Annotated in this window: 20 protein-coding genes; 15 read left to right on the forward strand and 5 right to left on the reverse strand. The window is 65.3% G+C overall.

Translation table 11 applies throughout. From position 1 onward, the window contains the following. Positions 1 to 26: 26 nt before the first annotated feature. Both BLT40_RS00210 and BLT40_RS00215 read left to right on the forward strand, forming a co-directional pair. A complete protein-coding gene (locus tag BLT40_RS00210; protein ID WP_255363902.1) occupies positions 27 to 1,070 on the forward strand; it encodes a TMEM43 family protein in 1,044 nt (347 codons plus the stop codon). 16 nt (positions 1,071 to 1,086) lie between these two features. Beyond that, positions 1,087 to 1,497, forward strand: coding sequence for an MAPEG family protein (locus BLT40_RS00215; RefSeq protein ID WP_036111149.1), 411 nt, complete (start codon positions 1,087 to 1,089; stop codon positions 1,495 to 1,497). 26 nt (positions 1,498 to 1,523) lie between these two features. Here BLT40_RS00215 and BLT40_RS00220 read toward each other — a convergent pair whose 3' ends face one another. The 5 genes from BLT40_RS00220 to BLT40_RS00240 form a co-directional block, all read right to left on the reverse strand. After that, positions 1,524 to 2,792, reverse strand: a complete 1,269-nt coding sequence (locus BLT40_RS00220) for an EAL and HDOD domain-containing protein (RefSeq protein WP_079522525.1) — start codon at positions 2,790 to 2,792, stop codon at positions 1,524 to 1,526. 53 nt (positions 2,793 to 2,845) lie between these two features. After that, positions 2,846 to 3,289, reverse strand: a complete 444-nt coding sequence (locus BLT40_RS00225; RefSeq protein ID WP_036111154.1) for a flagella synthesis protein FlgN — start codon at positions 3,287 to 3,289, stop codon at positions 2,846 to 2,848. Beyond that, entirely contained in the window at positions 3,286 to 3,600 is a 315-nt protein-coding gene (gene flgM / locus BLT40_RS00230) for a flagellar biosynthesis anti-sigma factor FlgM (protein WP_079522526.1), read from the reverse strand. Before flgM ends, BLT40_RS00225 begins: the two co-directional genes overlap by 4 nt. Positions 3,601 to 3,702: 102 nt before the next feature. After that, positions 3,703 to 4,404, reverse strand: coding sequence for a flagellar basal body P-ring formation chaperone FlgA (gene flgA / locus BLT40_RS00235; RefSeq protein WP_255363903.1), 702 nt, complete (start codon positions 4,402 to 4,404; stop codon positions 3,703 to 3,705). Continuing rightward, positions 4,401 to 5,711, reverse strand: a complete 1,311-nt coding sequence (locus BLT40_RS00240) for a methyl-accepting chemotaxis protein (protein ID WP_090350641.1) — start codon at positions 5,709 to 5,711, stop codon at positions 4,401 to 4,403. Before BLT40_RS00240 ends, flgA begins: the two co-directional genes overlap by 4 nt. Positions 5,712 to 5,867: 156 nt before the next feature. Here BLT40_RS00240 and BLT40_RS00245 point away from each other — a divergent pair, with 156 nt between their 5' ends. The 13 genes from BLT40_RS00245 (at position 5,868) to BLT40_RS00305 (ending at position 18,832) form a co-directional block, all read left to right on the forward strand. Further along, the gene (locus BLT40_RS00245; RefSeq protein WP_079522580.1) at positions 5,868 to 6,785 is read left to right on the forward strand and encodes a chemotaxis protein; all 918 of its coding nucleotides are present in this window, start codon (positions 5,868 to 5,870) and stop codon (positions 6,783 to 6,785) included. 173 nt (positions 6,786 to 6,958) lie between these two features. Next, positions 6,959 to 7,378 carry a flagellar basal body rod protein FlgB gene (gene flgB / locus BLT40_RS00250; protein ID WP_036111161.1) on the forward strand — a complete coding sequence of 140 codons (420 nt, stop codon included), beginning with the start codon at positions 6,959 to 6,961 and terminating at the stop codon, positions 7,376 to 7,378. Beyond that, positions 7,375 to 7,788 carry a flagellar basal body rod protein FlgC gene (flgC, locus tag BLT40_RS00255; protein ID WP_036111164.1) on the forward strand — a complete coding sequence of 138 codons (414 nt, stop codon included), beginning with the start codon at positions 7,375 to 7,377 and terminating at the stop codon, positions 7,786 to 7,788. Before flgB ends, flgC begins: the two co-directional genes overlap by 4 nt. A 9-nt stretch (positions 7,789 to 7,797) precedes the next feature. Continuing rightward, positions 7,798 to 8,445 (forward strand): flagellar hook assembly protein FlgD, encoded by a 648-nt coding sequence (locus BLT40_RS00260; RefSeq protein WP_036111168.1) that lies wholly within the window; start codon positions 7,798 to 7,800, stop codon positions 8,443 to 8,445. Between the two features lie 21 nt (positions 8,446 to 8,466). Continuing rightward, a complete protein-coding gene (gene flgE, locus BLT40_RS00265; RefSeq protein WP_036111170.1) occupies positions 8,467 to 9,690 on the forward strand; it encodes a flagellar hook protein FlgE in 1,224 nt (407 codons plus the stop codon). 57 nt (positions 9,691 to 9,747) lie between these two features. After that, the gene (gene flgF, locus BLT40_RS00270; protein ID WP_036111172.1) at positions 9,748 to 10,488 is read left to right on the forward strand and encodes a flagellar basal-body rod protein FlgF; all 741 of its coding nucleotides are present in this window, start codon (positions 9,748 to 9,750) and stop codon (positions 10,486 to 10,488) included. A 62-nt stretch (positions 10,489 to 10,550) separates the two neighbouring features. Continuing rightward, positions 10,551 to 11,336, forward strand: a complete 786-nt coding sequence (gene flgG / locus BLT40_RS00275; protein ID WP_036111173.1) for a flagellar basal-body rod protein FlgG — start codon at positions 10,551 to 10,553, stop codon at positions 11,334 to 11,336. An 8-nt stretch (positions 11,337 to 11,344) separates the two neighbouring features. Next, positions 11,345 to 12,025 carry a flagellar basal body L-ring protein FlgH gene (flgH, locus tag BLT40_RS00280; protein WP_036111175.1) on the forward strand — a complete coding sequence of 227 codons (681 nt, stop codon included), beginning with the start codon at positions 11,345 to 11,347 and terminating at the stop codon, positions 12,023 to 12,025. Further along, positions 12,025 to 13,149 carry a flagellar basal body P-ring protein FlgI gene (locus BLT40_RS00285; protein ID WP_079522530.1) on the forward strand — a complete coding sequence of 375 codons (1,125 nt, stop codon included), beginning with the start codon at positions 12,025 to 12,027 and terminating at the stop codon, positions 13,147 to 13,149. Before flgH ends, BLT40_RS00285 begins: the two co-directional genes overlap by 1 nt. Position 13,150: 1 nt before the next feature. After that, a complete protein-coding gene (flgJ, locus tag BLT40_RS00290) occupies positions 13,151 to 14,158 on the forward strand; it encodes a flagellar assembly peptidoglycan hydrolase FlgJ (protein WP_090350645.1) in 1,008 nt (335 codons plus the stop codon). Between the two features lie 36 nt (positions 14,159 to 14,194). Continuing rightward, entirely contained in the window at positions 14,195 to 16,066 is a 1,872-nt protein-coding gene (flgK, locus tag BLT40_RS00295) for a flagellar hook-associated protein FlgK (RefSeq protein ID WP_036111180.1), read from the forward strand. 3 nt (positions 16,067 to 16,069) lie between these two features. Next, a complete protein-coding gene (gene flgL, locus BLT40_RS00300; RefSeq protein WP_079522531.1) occupies positions 16,070 to 17,266 on the forward strand; it encodes a flagellar hook-associated protein FlgL in 1,197 nt (398 codons plus the stop codon). A 228-nt stretch (positions 17,267 to 17,494) separates the two neighbouring features. Continuing rightward, positions 17,495 to 18,832, forward strand: a complete 1,338-nt coding sequence (locus BLT40_RS00305; protein ID WP_090350649.1) for a flagellin N-terminal helical domain-containing protein — start codon at positions 17,495 to 17,497, stop codon at positions 18,830 to 18,832. Positions 18,833 to 19,083 lie beyond the last annotated feature (251 nt).

Genomic DNA, 19,083 nt, shown 5'->3' on the forward strand with positions numbered 1-19,083 from the left:
GGGGCAGGATGAGGTCGAAGCAAAAAGTGAAACACACCGGGATGGCCTGGGGAACGCGTCTGTCCGGTGCGGTACTGCTTCTGGTCGGGCTCGGCCTGATCGCCTGGAACGAGCGCCGTGTGATGGATTACGGCGCCGCCCTTGCGCGTCACGGCGGCTCACCTGTGCTCGATCTCGGCGCCGAAGGCCGGCCCGCGGCGGGCCAGTTCGGTGCGCTGACCCGCGTCAGTGGCATGCCGAAGATCATGGATGCGCCGCGCGACCGCGAATTCAACGTCCGCGCCGACTCGCCCGTCCTCATTCGCCATGTCGAGATGTACCAGTGGCGCGAGATCACCGTGGGCGGCAACACGCACTACGAGGTGGACTGGGTCGACCGGCCGATCGATGCGACGAATTTCGCCAGGCCCGCGGGCCACGTGAACCCGGGTGCGTTCCCGATCCAGGGACGGCAGTTCGAGGCCGGCGAGGTCAAGCTCGGTAACTTCAAGCTGTCCGCACCCATCCTGCGCGCGTTCCCGGGGCAGGTCGACGTCACGCCGGACGAAAAAGCGTTGCCGTCCAATTTCGCGGCGACCTTCCAGCGTGTCGGCGACGCGCTGGTGACCAGTGCGAAGCCATCCAATCCGCGCCTGGGCGACCTCCGCATCACATGGCAGGCCGTGCCGTTGCAGGCGATGACGGTACTGGCCCGGATCGAGGGCGACACGCTGGTGCCGGGCACGCCCGCGCGAGAGGGCGACGCCGGTTTCGATGTGCAGGTAGGCGACCGTAGCTTGCTGGACGTCATGCCCGCGCTCCCCGAGCCTCCGGGCGCGGTGTTGCCGGTGCGCATCGCGGCGTTTCTCGCCGCCTCGCTGGGTGCGCTTTTGCTCGCCTGGACCAGCCGCCTGCGGCGCGACGTTCTCTTCGCCGCCGGCACCGGCGCGGTCATCATCGCGGCGGTCGCCGGGGTGATGTGGATGGCTGGCGACGCGATGGCGGCAAGCGTATGGTTGCTCGTCGCTGTGCTGGGGGCAGGCCTGGCCATCTGGCGCGTGCAGCAACGAACCTCATCGGCATCGAACTGAAGCGGGAAATCGCGCCATGCGTATCACTGGACTATATGCGGCCCTGGTCGCGCTGCTGATGATCTTCCTCGGCGCGCGCGTGATGCTCTTACGTCGTCGTACGAGCATCGGACTGGGCGACGGCGGCAACCGTGCCGTGGCCTGCGCCGCGCGGGCACACGGTAACGCGACGGAGTACGTGCCGATCGCGTTGATCCTGCTGCTGATACTGGAACTCAACCAGACGTTGCCGATGCTGCTACACGTGTTCGGCATCGTGCTGGTGATCGCGCGCGTGCTGCATGCGATCGGGCTGTCGAAGACACCCGGGACATCGCCCGGGCGTCTTTTCGGCGCCGGGCTGACCTTGCTGGTGATCGCCGCGATGGCGGCGATGCTCATCTGGCAATACGTGGTGATTCACGTGATCGCGCCCTCGCTGGTCTGAGGGCGGGCTGTCTCAGGCCGCGGCGCTCAGGCCGCGGCGGACCCATCGGCGAAGGCGTAGACGTGATCGGCCCAGCTCGTGGCTTCGACGTACATCGTGGCCATGGTCGCCATGTGCTGGTCGCGCAGCGCGTTATCGCTTTCCACTTCGCCCTGTTCCCAGTGGCGCACCTGATCCAGGATGCTGGCGAACGGACCGGTTCCGTCGAGCAGCGCTTCGCGGATTTCGATAGCCAGCGGCAGATGCTCGAGCACGTACGCCATCGACACGTTCATCAGCGTGTCCAGTAGCGAGAACAGGCCGGCGGTGAACGCCATTTCCTGCAGCTCCGGCTTGATGCTGCGCGCAAGCTTCTCGCACATGTGCGCACGAACCAGCGCGAGACGCAGGAGTTCCGGCGGGCGCTCGTCCATGCCCGACACGGCCATGGTGAAGATCCAGTTGCGCATGCGGTTGACGCCGAAGAACACCGCGGCCTGTTCCACCGACTTCAGCTGGCGGGGCAGGGCGAAATAAGCGGAATTCACGCAACCCAGCAGCTTGTAGCTGAGGATGGCGTCGTCGCGGACGATCTTGCCGAGTTCGACGGGACCGTTTTCCGGATCCTGCAGCGCGCCCATGAGGCGCAGCACGCCGAGCTTGCTGGGAGTGAGTCGCGGCATGTCGACGCGCTCGGGGCGGAGCAGGTATTTACCCTGGAAGCCGTCGACGTCCTGATCGGCGTAATCCACGAAGGTTTCGTGGGTATCGATGCCGGTGACAATGACCTTGACCCCGAACGCCTGGACGTAGTCCATGTGCGCGCGGGCGGCGACCGGATGGCGATGATCGACGGCGACCTTGGCGAACTGGACGATGCGCAGCAAGGCGTCGACGCCGGCTCGGTGTTCCGGATCGGCGGGCAGGTTGAAGTCTTCGAGCATGAACAGGCAGCCGTGGCTCTTGAGCTCACGCAGCTTGATCAGCAGTTGTTCGTCGCTGCCCACGTCGGCGCTGATGCTCGCGCCCAGGCGTGCGTTGTGACGCAGGATGTCGGCGTGTTCGAGCAGCAGCTCGCGCGACATGTGCAGGAAGGCGCGGTTGTCGCGCACGAGGCGCTTGAGGCTGCCATCCGCGATCGCGCTGAGCGTGGCCTGCGTATGCGCCACGGCGGCCGCTTCGATATCGGTACCGACCGGCCGCGGAAAAATCAGTTCGTAAGCGAACAGCGACTGTTTCTTGTCGAGGATGGGGACGCGGACGATGGGGAGGATGCCGTCGTCGTTCACCGCTGTCGGCTGGGGGGATGCTGCCATTGCTTTCTCTTACGCCGTCTGGGTGAGCCTGCAGTATCGCGTGTTCCGTAGCGTCAGACCTGTGCAAGCGTCCCGGAACGGAGTCTTACTTTTGAAACGCCGTTCGGTCCGTAAGTGGAGCCGCCCGGCGCATCGCCCGAAAGGAGCGAGAGCGCGTGACGCACATGATTCATGCGCTGCGCCACGATGCGCCCGTTGACGTCGTTGAGCCGACGGCATTCGAGCAGGCGCTCGATGGTCGGCGACCAGCGTTCGTCCTGCAGGCTGTCGACGCCCGCGGCATCGCTGAGCTGACGGCGCTCGACATCGAGTTTCTCGATGCGGTCGAGCAGTCTGCTCTTGGTCCGGCCTGCGACTTCCAGTGCGGGCATGTTCGCCTGATCGAGCGCCATGCGCTCGTCGATCAGGCTGGCGTGCAGCGCATCGACGTCACGGGCGAGGTCGCCCATGACGGCGCCGAGCGCCGCGTCGAAGTCGGAGGCGGATGCCGCGGTCATGCGCTGCCTGCGCCTCCGATCTGGCTTTCCATCGAAAGAAATTTGCTGGCGATCGCCTGCGAGTCCGGCTTGTAGGTACCGGACTCGATGTCCGTACGCAGCTTCTCGAGCTTCGCGGCGCGGCCGGGATCGTCGGCGCGGCTGGCGGCGTCGAGCGCCTTGGCCGAGTCGGTGATATTGACGCTGTCGTCGCTGGCGCGGACCGGGCTGGCGGTCTGCGTCGAGGCGGTCGAGCCGGCGGCCGCGTTCTGGGTGCGAAGCTGCACCGGCGGCTGCTGGTTCGGAATACCGGGCTTGATGGTCGTGGTCATGATCTTTCCTCGGATCTGATGTCCTTCAGAATCCTTATCGGCGGTCCATCGGGGAACTTTAACTGGCGCGGCGCCAGAAATGTGACGCGGTTGGTATTTCGTTCACGGAAGCACCGCGACGACCCCCGGCCCGCGTACCACGGCGTCCAGCACCTTCCCGGAAGACGCATTGCGGACCTTGAGGCGTGATCCCATGTCACCGGCGCCCATGGCCACCCCGTCCGCACGGATGACCACGCCGTCGACGCTGGCTTCCATGCTCACGGCATCGCCGATGCGCACGGCCTGTCGCCCGGCGAGCATGCCCGGGGTGAGTACGGTACCTGCGTTGAGCGGCCGGGCCAGCGCACGGCCTCCGACCTGGTCCAGGGCGGCGATGTAGCCGTAGGCGAGGGTGGCGACGTCGCGTTCTTCCGTGTGGACATCCGCGGGGCCGAGGCCGTCGCCGCGTGTCAGCGGCCGGCTGGTGACCAGCACGGGCGCGAAGAGCTGGACCTTGACCGGTACCCGCACCGTCCAGCCCCCCGGCATGGGGCAATGGACCGTCACGCTGACGCGTGCGCCCAGAGCCCGGTTACCCGGCAGCGACGCGTCGAGTGGCGCGGCACAGTCGGCCAGCTTCAGGCGGCTGTCGAGCGGCACGGCCTCGAGCACTATGCGGGAGCCCGGCGGGGCGCGGTTCGCCCGCAACCAGTTCACCGCGGCATCGCGCACCCCGTCGACGGACTGCGTGGCTGCCGCCGGAAGCGGGCAGCCGAGCAGGGCCGCGAGGGCGAGTCCGCCAGCGACAAACCGGTGAATCACGCAGCGCGCTCCGCGAGGGACGCCGAAAGGCCCTGCGTGACGGCGTCGAGTTCCTTGTTGAGCCCCGGGACCATGTGGCTGGCGTCGGCGTGACGGCCTTCCCCAAGGGTGATGGCGTACGTCGAAGCCAGCGCGGTGAAACGCTCGCCCGCCGCGCGGATGCCGTCGGCGGCCGCATCCGGGCGGCGTTCGCGGAACTGGTCGATGCAGCGCATCAGTGGCGTCGTGTCGAGCCAGCGGCGATCGAGGCTGGCCGGATCGCGCGACGCCAGTTCGACGGCGTAGCGCAGGCCCTGGCAAGCTTCGCGGATCATCTGGCTGAGGCTGGCCGCGTCGAGCGCGCCCTCGGTCTCCAGGCGCGCCAGGCTGAGGCGGTGAGCGAGCACGGCGGCGCGCGCGGCGGCATCGGCCTGGCGGCGCGATTCATTGCCGATGCGGCCGAGCGAGGTCTGCGTGGTCTGGATCGCGGTGATCCGACCGGCCAGCGCGGTCATGCCTTCGCGTGCCGCGTCGAGGCTGCCGCGGGCGCCGCGCACGGCCTCATCCACGCGACCCAGCGATGCCTGCATACCGGCGATGCCGGACTGGGTCTGGTCGAGGCGACGCAGGCTGTTCTGCACGGCGTCGTCGAGCTGGCCCGAGAATTCACCGACCGTCTGCGTGACCTGGTCGATTTCCGCGGTGGCCTGGGTGGTCTTCTCGGCCAGCTGCTTCACTTCGTCGGCGACGACGGCGAAACCGCGACCGGCTTCGCCGGCGCGCGCGGCTTCGATCGCGGCGTTGAGCGCGACGAGATTGGTCTGATGGGCGATGTCCTGCACGGCCGCGGTGAGCTTGCGGATCGCCGTGAAATATTCGGAGAACTGAGCGTGGTTGCGGCTCATGCCCGAGAGGGCGCTGCGCAGGAGGCGCAGCTGGCCGTCGAGGTCGCCCGCGGTCGCCTGGCCCTGACTGCCCGATTCCGCCATGCCGGTGACGCTGCCGTGGGCATGGTCGATCGCCGTCGAGATCCTGGCGCTGGCTTCCGTCAATCGACCGGCGGTATCGCGCGCGCCTTCGAGGTTGCCGACCAGCTCCTGCAGGCTGACGCCGAGCGCCTGCGCATTGGTCAGGACCATGCCTTGCTGCTCGATGGCCTGGATCGTCGTCGCCGGTGCGGTGCGCGGCGCCTCCGCAGGCTTGAGCAGTGCGCCCAGGGCGCTGGCGGCCGCCGGATACTGCGCGGAGAGGGCGCGGACTCGTGCGGCGTCACCGGTGGCGGCGGCGCTGGCGAGAAGGCGGACGTGCTGGCTCCAGAGGAGGGTCATGATTTCGCTTTCGCTTGTTCGGATGGTCGCCCCTAGTAATCGTCCAGGAGCCGTCGTTCTTGAGCCAAGCAATCCGTGTGCCAGTCGGGTACCTCAAGGTATGGGTGACCGCGCCGATACGTTCCGCGACACCTTATGCAGATGCCCAGGCACGACATGGCCCGCCCGTTGCTCGACACCGTGGAAACCTTCACCCGCCTGGCGGGACACAACCGCGTGGCCATGCTGCTGTTCCGTCTCGGCGACCGCCAGGCGTTCGGCATCAATGTCTTCAAGGTACGTGAGGTGCTCCGCCGGCCGCGTCTGGAGCGTATGCCCAGCATGCACGCGCTGGTGTCGGGCAGCTTCGACTACCGGGGCAGCACCATCCCCGTGATCGACCTGGCCGCCGCCATGGGCTACCCGCCGCTGGCCACCGTGGACAGCGCGCACCTCATCGTGACCGAGTTCAACCGCTCCGTGCAGGGTTTCCTGGTATCCGACGTGGATCGGATCGTCCACGTCGACGGCACCAATATGGCCGCGCCGCCGCCGGCGCTCGGCTATGGGGCGCGGGTCAACGCCGTGACGCGTCTCGACGGCGACCTGCTCGCCGTGGTCGACGTCGAGCAGGTGCTGGCCCATGTGGATCCCCGGGCGGTCGAGCTGTCCGACCGCGTGCAGCAGGCCGCCCATATCCAGCACGCGGGCAGTCGCCGTGTCCTCGTGGTGGACGACTCGCTGGTCGCCCGCACGCAGATCGTCGACCTGTTCCGCAAGATGGACCTGGAATGTGTCGTGGCCAAAGACGGCAAGGAAGGCCTGGAAAAGCTGCGCGAACTCGCGGCGGGTCCGGTCGCCGACCGGGTCGCCCTGGTCGTGTCCGACATCGAGATGCCGCTGATGGACGGTTACGCGTTGACGCGTGCCATCCGCGAAGAGGCCGGCCTGCGTCATCACAAGGTCCTGCTGCACAGCTCGCTGAGCGGTGTGTTCAACGAGGCGATGGTCGAGCGCGTCGGCGCCGACCGGTTCATCGCCAAGTTCCAGCCCGACGTGCTTGCCACGGCCGTGCTCGAGCTGCTCCCGGCCTGACGTCGCCCTGACGCGGCACCGCCGTACGCGCGTCGGAATTCCGGCGCTGGCGGCTTCGGGCTCGTCGCAAGACCTTGCAAACGGCGCTGCGGCGCCGTTTCGTCGTTAGTCCCCAGCCGTGGCACGGCTCTTGCTCAACCCCTCGGGCCAAGGTCACGAGAGGGGACGAGCCCATGATCGATTCATCCGACAAGCTGTTCGGCGTACACGCCCAGGCCCTTGGCCTGTGGCAGCGTCGTGCCGAGGTCATTTCATCCAACCTCGCCAACGCCGACACGCCGGGCTTCCTCGCCCGCGACCTCGATTTCAAGAAAGCGATGACCGCCGCGACCGGGGCCACCGATGGCCACACCTTGCAGATGGCGTCGACCGAAGACGGTCACATCGGCGGCAACCCCGCCGTGGCGCTCGACCAGGCCAACAAGCTGGCCTACCGCGCCGAGACCCAGCCGACCATGGACGGCAACACCGTCGACACCCAGGTCGAGCAGTCGCAGTTCGCCGCCAACGCGATCCATTACCAGGCATCGCTCAGCTTCATCAACGCGCAGATCCACACCATGCGCCTCGCCATCACCGGGACCGCCTCATGAGTCTCCTGAAGATTTTCGACGTCGCCGGTTCCGGCATGGCCGCGCAGTCCGCGCGACTGAACACCACCGCCAGCAACATGGCCAACGCGGACAGCCTGTCCAGCAGCGAGGCCACCGCCTACCGCGCCAGGCAGCCGACCTTCGCGGCCGTGCAGCAGCAGGTGGACGGCCAGATGGAAAACGGCGGTGTCCGCGCGCTCGGCGTGACCGAGAGCCAGGCACCGATCCAGTCGCGTTACGAGCCGGCCAATCCGCTGGCCGACACGAACGGCTACGTCTATTCGAGCAACGTCAATCCGGTCGACGAGCTGGTCAACATGATCTCCGCGTCCCGCTCCTACCAGAACAACGTCGAAGTCATGAACAGCGCCAAGCAGCTCATGCAGAAGACGCTGGACCTCGGCAAATAAGGCACTCCCATGGTCGCTTCCGTCAGCACTACCAGTTCCACGTCCTCGACGTCTTCCAGCAGCCAGCTGAAGGAACAGACCCTCAGCCAGTCGGATTTCCTGAAACTCATGGTCACCCAGATGACCAACCAGGACCCGACCAAGCCGATGGATTCCACCCAGATGGTGGCGCAGATGGCGCAGTTTTCTCAGGTGGCCGCGACGCAGGAGCTGCAGAGCTCGTTCGACACGCTGGCGACCAACCTCACCGGCGATCAGTTCGTCCGTGCCGCCAGTCTGGTCGGCCAGGAGGTGCTCGTGCCGTCCACCGCGGGACAGCTGACCAACAGCGAGATGGATGGCGCCGTCAACGTCGGTACTTCCGGCACCTACGTCAACGTGCAGATCAAGGACGCCTCCGGCAACGTCGTCCGCACGATTTCCCTGGGCCAGCCCGATGCGGGCCTCACCAAGTTTTCCTGGGACGGTAAATCCGACGACGGCACGCAGCTGACCGACGGTGTCTACCAGATGACCGCTACTTCCGGCGGCAACGCGATCGATACGTTCGTTCGCGGAAAGGTGGAAGGCGTCGGTGCCTCGGGCACGGACGGAACCTATGTGCAGGTGGCCGGCTACGGCGGCGCCCTGCTGAGCCAGATCGCGCAAATCATGTAATTCCAGCGAGGAAACACACCCATGCCTTTCGATATCGCCCTCAGCGGCATCAACGCGGCGTCTTCCGACCTGGAAGTCACCGCCAACAACATCGCCAACGTCAACACGGTCGGCTTCAAGGGCTCGCGCGCCGAGTTCTCGCAGGTGTATTCCGTGGCCGGTGAAAACCTGTCCGCCACGGCGGCGGGCAGCGGCGTCCGCCTGACCAACATCGCCCAGCAGTTCGGCGACGGCAACGTCACCCAGACCGGTAACTCCTACGACTTCGCGCTCAGCGGCGCGGGCTTCTTCACCTTGCGTGATTCTTCGGGTTATTCGTACTCGCGCGCCGGTAACTTCCACCCGGACGACAATGGCAACATCGTCAACGCGACCGGCCAGAACCTGCAGGTTTACCCGCCGACCGCGACAGGCGGCTTCGACATCAGCGCCCTGAAGGACCTGAAGATCAGCACGGGCACCAGTGCGGCCAAGGCCAGCGGCACGATCGGCCTGACCGCCAACCTGTCCTCGTCGGACACGGCCAAGACGGTCGCCTTCGATCCGACCAACGACCAGAGCTACAACTACGTGTCGACCTTCCAGTCGTACGACTCGCTGGGTGCCACGCACACCACCAACGTCTACTACGCCAAGGACGCGACCAATCCGAATACGTGGAACGCGTACATGACGGTGGACGGCACCCAGGTGGGTACCGCTCAGCAGATGGTGTTCAGCTCGGGTGGCTCGCTCACCACGCCGGCCAACGGCAAGCTCAACTTCGGTGCCGCGTCGCCCAACCCCGGCGCCGCGCCGATCAACCTCACGGTCGACATGACCAAGGTGACCCAGTTCGGCGACTCGTACACCACCTCGGCCGTGACCAATGACGGCTTTGCCGCCGGCAAGTTCTCCAAGATCGACGTCTCGACGGACGGCACGGTGTCGGCGGTCTACACCAACGGTGTGTCGACGCCGCTGGGGCAACTGGCCATCGCGACGTTCGCCAACAACCAGGGTCTGCGCCAGCAGAACGACACCAACTGGGTGGCCTCGACGGATTCGGGTCAGCCGATCCGTGGCGTGGCGGGCTCGGGTGAGGTCGGAACGGTGCAGGCCGGCTCGCTGGAGGCGTCCAACACGGCCGACCTCACCGCCCAGCTGGTCAACATGATCAAGGCGCAGCGCAACTACCAGGCCAACGCGCAGGTCATCTCGACCGACAACACGCTGACCCAGACGATCATCAACATCCGCAACTAAGCGTGACGCGGGTGCGGCTCGGGCCGCGCCCGCGACCGGCCGCTAAGGACCGAAGCCATGGACCGTTCCGTATATGTCGCCATGACCGGCGCCGCGCAGATCATGCGGGCGCAGGCCGAAGTGGCACACAACCTCGCCAACGCCAACACGGCCGGCTTCAAGGCCGAGCTGTCGGCGTTTCAGAGCATGCCGGTTCAGGGCGACGGCCTGCAGACGCGTATCAACGGTGTCGCGCAGGGGACCGGCTGGGACACGACGTCCGGTCAGCAGATGCATACCGGCAACGACCTCGATATCTCCGTGCAGGGTGACGGCTGGATCGCGGTGCAGACTCCCGACGGCACCGAGGGCTACACGCGTGCCGGTAACCTGCGCGTCGACGCCGACGGTTTGTTGACGGACATGCGCGGCAATGCCGTGCTCGGCGGCGGCGGTCCGATCACGATCCCACAGTCGACCAGTGTGAAGATCGGCGAGGACGGCACGATTTCCACCGTTCCGCTGGGTGAAAGTCCGGCCACCGTGGCCACCACCGACCGGATCAAGCTGGTCAACCCCGGCAACGACCAGCTGACGTACGCCAGCGACGGTCTGATGCACATGAAAGACGGATCCCAGGCGCCGGCCGACGCGGACGTGAAAGTGGTCAACGGCACCTTGGAATCCAGCAACGTCAACCCTTCGGACGTGCTCGTGAAGATGATTTCGCTGTCCCGCGAATTCGAAATGCAGGTCCGTTCGATCAAAGCCGCGGACGAAAACGCCCAGTCGGCATCGAAATTGCTACAGGTGGGATAACCACCGCCGCGCGACGCAAAACCGTCGCGGGCTCGTAAAGCGCCAACGCGCAGGAGTCAACGATGTTCACGTCCCTCTGGATCGCCAAGACCGGCCTCGATGCGCAGCAGACGCGCATGGACGTCGTCTCGAACAACCTGGCCAACACGAACACCACGGGCTTCAAACGCGCCCGCGCCGAGTTCGAGGACCTGTCCTACCAGAACCGTGGGCAGGCGGGCGCCCAGACCACCGAGCAGACGCAGTCGCCCACCGGCTTCATGATGGGTACCGGCGTCCGCGTGGTCGGCACGCAGAAGATGTTCGAGCAGGGCGGCGTGCAGCAGACCGACAATCCGCTCGATGTGCGCATCGACGGTCGCGGCTTCCTCCAGGTGACCATGCCGGACGGCACCGTCGGCTACACGCGTGACGGCTCGCTCAAGCGTGACCAGGATGGTCAGATGGTCACCAACGACGGCTACCCGCTGGAACCGTCGATCACCATTCCCGCCAATGCGTCGACCGTCACCATCGGTACCGACGGCACCGTCAGCGTTACCGTGCAGGGTTCGGCCGCCGCGCAGAACGTCGGCACGATCCAGCTGGCCGACTTCGTCAACCCCGCCGGCCTTCAGCCGAAGGGCGACAACCTTTACCTGGAGACCGCCTCGAGCGGCGCTCCGCAGACGGGCACCGCCGGCCTCAACGGTCTCGGCACCCTCAACCAGAACAGCCTCGAAACGTCGAACGTCAACGTGGTCGAGGAAATGGTCAACATGATCGAAACGCAGCGCGCCTACGAGATGAATTCGAAGGCGATCACGGCGTCCGATCAGATGCTCCAGACCATCACCAACAAGACCTGAGACACGTCATGAATCGCATTTACGTCCGTGCTGTTCTCGCTGTGCTGCCGTTCGCGCTCCTCAACGGTTGCGCGATGGTGCCGCCTACGCCCAGGCCGATGTATACCGCCACTCTGCCGGAAGAACCGACGCAGCAGGCGCGCGCCACCGGGTCGCTCTATGCCGATCAGCAGTCGCTGGAGCTCTTCGCGGACCCGCGCGCGCATCGCGTCGGCGACATTTTGACGATCACCCTGGTCGAGTCGACCCAGGCCAGCAAAAAAGCGGCGACCAGCACCAGCAAGAAGAACGGCAACACCATCACCTCGCCCACGGTGCTCGGTCAGGGCCTGCGCATCGGCGGAAAGACCGCCGACAGCTCGCTGGCCAGCAACAACGCTTTCGACGGCGACGGTTCGAGCCAGCAGAGCAATCAGCTTTCCGGCGAGATCACCGTCACCGTCGCGCAGCGGCTGTCCAACGGTGCGCTGGTGGTGCGTGGCGAAAAATGGCTGACGATCAACCAGGGCGACGAGCTGGTCCGCATCTCGGGCATCGTCCGTCCGCAGGATATCGGTAACGACAACATCGTCGCCTCGAGCCGCGTCGCCGACGCGCGCATCGAGTACGTGGGCAAGGGCACGCTCGCGGATTCGAACACGCGTGGCTGGCTCTCGCGCTTCTTCGATTCCAAGTGGATGCCGTTCTGATGAACGTCTCGCTTCGTTTTCGCACTCTTTTTAACGCCGCCGTGGCCGTCTTCGCGATCGCCGCCGTCCTTCCGGCGCACGCGGATCGCATCCGCGACCTCGCGCAGGTCGGCGGTGTCCGCAGCAACCAGCTGATCGGTTACGGCCTCGTCGTCGGTCTCGACGGCAGCGGTGACCAGACCAGCCAGGCACCGTTCACCACGCAGAGCCTGGAGAACATGCTTCAGCAGTTCGGTGTCAACGTGCCGGCCAACGTGCGTCCGCAGCTGAAGAACGCGGCCGCGGTCACGATCACCGCCGAGATTCCGCCGTTCGCGAAGCCGGGTCAGCGCATCGACGTGACGGTCGCCTCGATCGCCAATGCCAAGAGCATTCGCGGTGGCGAGTTGCTGATGTCGCCGCTCAAGGGTGCGGACGGGCAGGTCTACGCCATCGCCCAGGGCAGCGTCATCGTCGGTGGTGTCAGCGCGCAGGGTAAGAGCGGTTCGAGCGTGCAGGTGAATATTTCCTCGAGCGGCCGCATCCCTGGCGGCGCGAGCATCGAGCGCAGCGTCGCGACGTCGTTCGACAAGGGCGGCGATCTGATGCTCAACCTCAACACCGCCGATTTCACGACGGCCAACCGTATCGCGCAGGCAGTCAACCAGAACTTCGGCGCCGGCACGGCCAACGCCCTGGATTCCGGCTCGGTGGCGGTCCGCGCGCCGCTCGACCCGTCCCAGCGTGTGGCCTGGCTGTCGACCATCCAGGCACTGGATGTCACGCCGGGCGATGCCCCGGCACGCATCATCGTCAACTCGCGCACCGGCACCGTGGTGATCGGTTCCGACGTCAAGGTCGGCGCCGCCGCGGTGGCACACGGCGCGATCCAGGTCACGATCAGCGAGCAGCCGCAGGTGAGTCAGCCGGGCGCGTTCAGCCGCGGCCAGACGGCCGTCGTGCCGAGCAGCCAGGTCGCCGTGAGCGAAGAGGGCGGCCACATGTTCAAGTTCGGTCCGGGCACCAGCCTCGACGCCATCGTGCGCGCCGTAAACCAGGTGGGCGCCTCTCCGAGCGACCTGATCTCCATTCTGCAGGCGCTGAAGCAGTCGGGCGCCCTGCGCGCCGAACTGGTGGTGATCTGACATGGTGACCGCGGTCGACAACCAGAAGCTTGGCACCTACACGGACATGTCCGGGTTTGCCGGCCTGCGTTCGGCCGCGCAAAAGGATCAGGCGTCCGCCCTTCCCGCCGTCGCCAAGCAGTTCGAATCGATCTTCACGCAGATGATGCTGAAGTCCATGCGTGACGCCAGCGCCGCCATGGGTGACGACATCATGGGTTCGCAGGCGTCGAACGCCTATCGCGACATGTTCGACAAGCAGCTCTCCGTGACGTTGTCGCAGGGCAAGGGTATCGGCATCGCCGATATGCTCATCCGCCAGCTTGGCGGCGCATCGTCCGCGCAGGGCGCCTCGTCCGGCAACGGCCTCTTCGCAGGCGTCACGGGCGATGCGAGTACGGTGGATGCGGTCTCGTCCAAGTCTGACCAGGACAGCGGGTTGATGGATTCGCTCGAGCGCATGCTCGGTCGCGCCGGGCAGGCCGTCGGCGACGGCGCCAATGCCGTGGCGAGCGCGGTCGGCAAGCTGTCGATCTCCTCCCCGGAGGAGTTCGTCCAGAAGCTGGCGCCGCACGCGATCGAAGCGGCGAAGAAGCTTGGCGTCTCGGTGCGCGCATTGCTCGCTCAGGCGGCACTGGAGACCGGCTGGGGCAAGCACATGCCGGCGCAGGGCAGCACCACCAGTTTCAACATGTTCGGCATCAAGGCCGGCAGCAGCTGGGACGGCAAGCGCGTCAACGTACCGACTCTCGAATACGAAAACGGGGTCGCCGTGCGCAAGAAGGACAGCTTCCGCGCTTACGACTCACCGTCCGACTCGTTCAAGGACTACGCCGACATGGTCGCGAGTAGCCCACGCTACGCGGATGCGGTGGGTCGCGGTGATGACGTGAAGGGTTTCGCCAAGGCGCTGGTCAACGGTGGTTACGCCACCGATCCCAGCTACGCACAGAAGCTGGCCGACATCGCCAATGGTCCGGTGATGAAACAGGCCCTGGCCGCGCTCGAACGCGTCGCGGCCGACCTGTAATCCACGGGCTGACGAAAGGACAGAAGGAACGTAACGATGGCCGATCTGCTCTCCACAGGTGTCTCGGGTCTGCTTGCCTCGCAAGTGGGTCTGTCCACCGTCGGACACAACATCAGCAACGTCAACACCGCGGGGTATACGCGGCAGACGACGACGTTCAATGCGCGCACGCCTGAATACAACGGCGGTTACTACGTCGGTCAGGGCGCCGATGCGGTCAGCGTGCAGCGGGCGTACAGTCAGTTCCTCACGCAGTCGATGTGGTCGGCCAACTCGGGACAATCGCGCGCGTCGCAGTACGCCACGCTGACGGCGTCGGTGAATAACATCGTGAGCGGGTCGGCCAATCTGCAGACGGCGCTCGACGGTTTCTTCGGGGCGGTCAGCGACGTGGCCAACGCTCCCGTGGATACCGCCAGTCGTCAGGCCCTGCTGGGCAAGGCCAGTACGCTGGTGTCGACCTTCAAGTCGCTGTCATCGCAGTTTCAGCAGCTGGACCAGTCCACCAACACGCAGATCAGCACCGCGGTCGATTCGATCAATGCGCTGACCAAGACGATCTCCGACCTCAACGGACAGATCCAGCAGGGTTACGCGGGCGGGGCAGTGCCGAACGACCTGCTCGACTCGCGCGATCAGGCGATCTCGCAGCTCTCGCAGCTGGTCGGCGTCAACGTCACCCAGAACGACAATCACATGGTCACCGTCACGGTGGGCAATGGCCTTTCGCTGGTCAATGGCACCGATTCCGCGAAGCTTTCGACGGCCCCCAATCAGTACGATTCGTCCCGGCTCGAAGTGACCGGCCCCGGTGGCTCGGTCATCAGCAGCCAGCTGGGATCGGGTTCGCTCGGCGCGACGTTCGATTTCCGCACCAACGTGCTCGATCCGGCACGCAACCAGCTGGGTCGCGCCGCGATCGCGATGACGGACGCGTTCAATCAGCAGCACGCACAGGGTATCGACCTCAACGGCGACGCGGGCGGAAACTTCTTCACTATCGCCAACCCCGCCGTGTTCAACAGCACGGCCAACAAAGGCACGGGTTCGATCGCGGCCACGGTGTCCGACGTCTCCAGGCTCGATGCATCCGACTACGTCATGCGCTTCGATGGCACGAACTGGAGCGCGACGACCACGGCCGGTGTCACCGTACCGATGACCGGTACGGGCACCGCCACGGACCCGTTCAAGGTCGGCGGTCTGTCCATGGTGGTGAGCGCGGGCGCGGTGGCGGGCGACTCGTTCCAGATCCAGGCGACGCGCAACGCGGCATCGTCCATGAGCGTTGCGATCAGCGATACCAACAAGATCGCCGCGTCGGGTCCGCTGGCGGCCACGAAAGGCTCAGCGAACACGGGTAAGGCCACGCTGGGCGGCCTTACCGTCACCAACGTGGCCGATCCCGCTTTCAATACGCCGGCCAGCATCGTCTTCACGTCCCCGACGACCTACACGATCAATGGGGTGGGTCCGAATACCTACGCCGATGGCGACACGATCACCGGCAATGGCTGGACATTAAAGCTTTCCGGCGTGCCGGCCGCTAACGACACATTCACCGTGAAACCCGCCGGCACCGCCAGCGGTGACAACGGAAATGCGCTGGCGCTGGCCAACGTGGCCAGCAAGGGCGTGCTCGACAACGGTGTGACCACGGTGGGCAAGTCTTACAGCCAGCTGATCGCGCAAGTGGGTACGGCGGGCGCGCAGGCCAACACGGCACTCGATGCGCAGCAGAGCATCCTCGACCAGGCCACGGCGGCGCAGCAAAGCCTGTCCGGTGTGAACATGGATGAAGAAGCGGCCAATCTGTTGCGTTTTCAGCAGGCCTACTCGGCATCCGCCCAGGTCATCACCACGGCGAACACCATCTTTCAGTCCCTCCTGAGCGCGGTACACGGATAACTCATGCGTATTTCGACTTCATGGGGTGCACAGCAAGCGGTCAACCAGATGCTGGATCGCCAGTATCAGCTGTCGCAGACCCAGCTTGCCCTGGGCAACGGCAAGGCCATCCAGACGCCGTCCGACAATCCGGCGGCCGCCGCGCGCGCCGTCGACGTCAGCTCGGCCAGCGCCCAGAACGATCAGTACACGCGCAACATCAACTCGGCGACGACGCGACTGTCGACGGAAGAAACCGCACTCACCTCGGCCGGCAATATCCTCGACCGGATCCGGTCCATCACGCTGGAAGGCGTGAACGGCACGCAGACCGACGAATCCCGCCAGTCCATCGCCACCGAGCTGCGACAGACGCTGAATCAGCTTGTCGCGCTCGGCAACAGCAAGGACGGCCAGGGCGAATACATCTTCGCCGGTAGCCGCACCACCACGCAGCCGTTCACGATCGACGGCCTGTCGGTGAGCTACGGTGGCGACCAGACCCAGCGGATGGTCGCAGCGGCCGCCGGCCTCCAGGTTGCGACGGGCGACAGTGGCGATGACGTCTTCATGTCGATCCGCGGCGGCAATGGCACGTTCGTGACGACCGCGGGTGCAACGAACACGGGAAGCGCCGTTGTCGGCGCAACCTCGGTCACGGATGCCACGCAGTGGGACGGCGGTAATTACACGGTCAACTTCACCTCGGCGACCACCTACGAGATTCATGACGCGGCCGATCCCACGGGCACGCCTCTGTCGACCGGCACGTATACCGGTACCAGCGGCACGATCAGCTTCAAGGGCGCGCAGCTCAATGTCACCGGTACCCCTGCGGCGGGCGATTCGTTCAGTGTAGGTCCGTCGTCGTCGCAGGACGTGTTCTCGACCATCGCCGGCATCATCAGTGCGTTCGAAGCGCCCGGCGGCGGCGCGGCGATGAACAATCAGGTCAACGCCCAGCTGCAGAATCTCGACCAGGCGGCCACCAGCCTGCTGAATACGCGTACCAAGATCGGCGCACGCATGAACACGCTCGACCAGCAGTCGGACATCGGTTCCGACGTCAAGCTTTCTTATGACAGCACCTTGTCGGATCTGACCGAGCTGGACTACGCGAGTGCAGCCAGTAAATACACCCAGCAGCAGACGGCGCTCGATGCCGCACAGCAGGCCTACGTGAAGATGCAGAATCTGTCGCTGTTCAATTACCTGAAATAGAACGCGCCTCGACGTTCGCATTTGCGACATTTCAAGGCGGCCGCAAGGCCGCCTTTTTAGTGCGCGAAATCCGGACTCATCTTCCTCCGGGCCCTACATCAAACTCATCCACCGCCGTCACTAGCCCGCCTGCAAATCGCCGATCACCTCTTACGGCGAATTCCCTTTTAGCGGGCACGCGACGCCGTCGCGTAAGCGGCGTGCCCGCCACGAGAGAAGGACATTCTCATGGCTCTCACTATCAGTACCAACATGGCGTCGCTCAACGCGCAGCGACACCTCGGCATGACCCAGAGCAGGCTGGCCGAGGCCATGCAGCGCATCACCTCGGGCAAACGCATCAACAGCGCAAAGGACGACGCCGCCGGTCTCGCTATCGCGACACGCTTCACCACGCAGATCAACGGTCTCGCACAAGCCCGTCGGAACGCCAGCGACGGCATCTCGCTGTCGCAGACCAGTGAGGCGGCGCTCGACGAGGTAACGGCCAACCTGCAGCGCATCCGCGAACTGGCGTTGCAGTCGGCCAACGGCTCGAACTCCGGTGTGGACCGGCGCGCCCTCAACAACGAGGTGGTCGAACGCCTCGAAGAAATCACCCGCATCGCCACACAAACCAATTTCAATGGCATGAAAGTACTGGACGGAAGCGGCTCGCGCTTCACCTTCCAGGTCGGCGCCAACGTGGGCGAAGTGATTCAGGTGGGCCTTGGGCTGGGTATGCGTGCGGATCAGGTCGGTCAGGTAGCGAGTGGCTCGGTGGATATCGCATCGGCGTTCGTCTCCAAGCCTTACGCGTTCACGCAGGATCCTGCGAAGGACTGGAGCAATGCCAACGGGAAGAGCCTGGGTACGGTGGACTACGATGGCGTCAGGGTCGACTGGTCGCTCTATAAAGGCGACGCCGTCGACACTGCGCGTGGCTTTCTCGAAGGCAAGCTCGGTCGTGACTTCAGGGTTGCCGCCAACGGTGACAAACTCGACATCGTGAGGGTAGGGGGCGACCGCCTCAGCCTGGCTAAAGGCGATCTTTCATTTACCAATGGCAGCGGCGAGCGCGTCGACATCATCGGATCGTTCCGGGACACGCAAAGCGTCGCCGATGCCATCAATGCCAACGGACGAAGCGGTCTCTCCGCCTTTGTCGGTGAAAACGGATCGTTACGCTTCGATTCGCGGTCGGCCGTCAGCGTGTCGGGGGCTCTGGCAGGCAAGCTCGGATTTTCCAGTGATTACGCCATGGACACCGCGACATCCCTGGCCGATGGCTCGGTGCTTACGCGAGATGCGGCATACGCCCTGGTGGCGCGCGTCGACGCGTCACTGGAATCGGTCAGCTCGACCCGTTCCACGCTGGGTGCCGTGCAGAATCGCCTGGAGTCCACCATCCGGAACCTCGACAGCATCCGGCAGAACATGACGGAGTCACGCAGCACCATCATGGACTCGGACATCGCGGAGGAGACCGCAAAGAAGACGATGGCCATGATCCTTCAGCAATCGGGTGTCTCGGTGCTCGCACAGGCCAATTCATCTCAACAGCTCATCCTGAAATTGCTGGAGTAGTTCCACGGCGAGACGGCACAGGGCGGGGCGCCCCCGCGAGTTCGCCGGGGCGCGTACTTCCGCTGCCGAATCGACGTATCTGGCGTTATGAAATTGACCCTAAACCCGGAGCCGACCCTGCCGATAAATTGACTGACGGAGCCTGGGCGTCACCGCCTACACGGTTTCGATCAAGAAAGTTGTTGACAGGTAGAAAAAGTTCTCAAGTTTCCTCCCGGCGTGCCGTAAACCTCTCTGAGGCGGAAGGCTTC

This window comes from Dyella sp. 333MFSha, assembly GCF_900102405.1.
GTDB lineage: Bacteria > Pseudomonadota > Gammaproteobacteria > Xanthomonadales > Rhodanobacteraceae > Luteibacter > Luteibacter mycovicinus.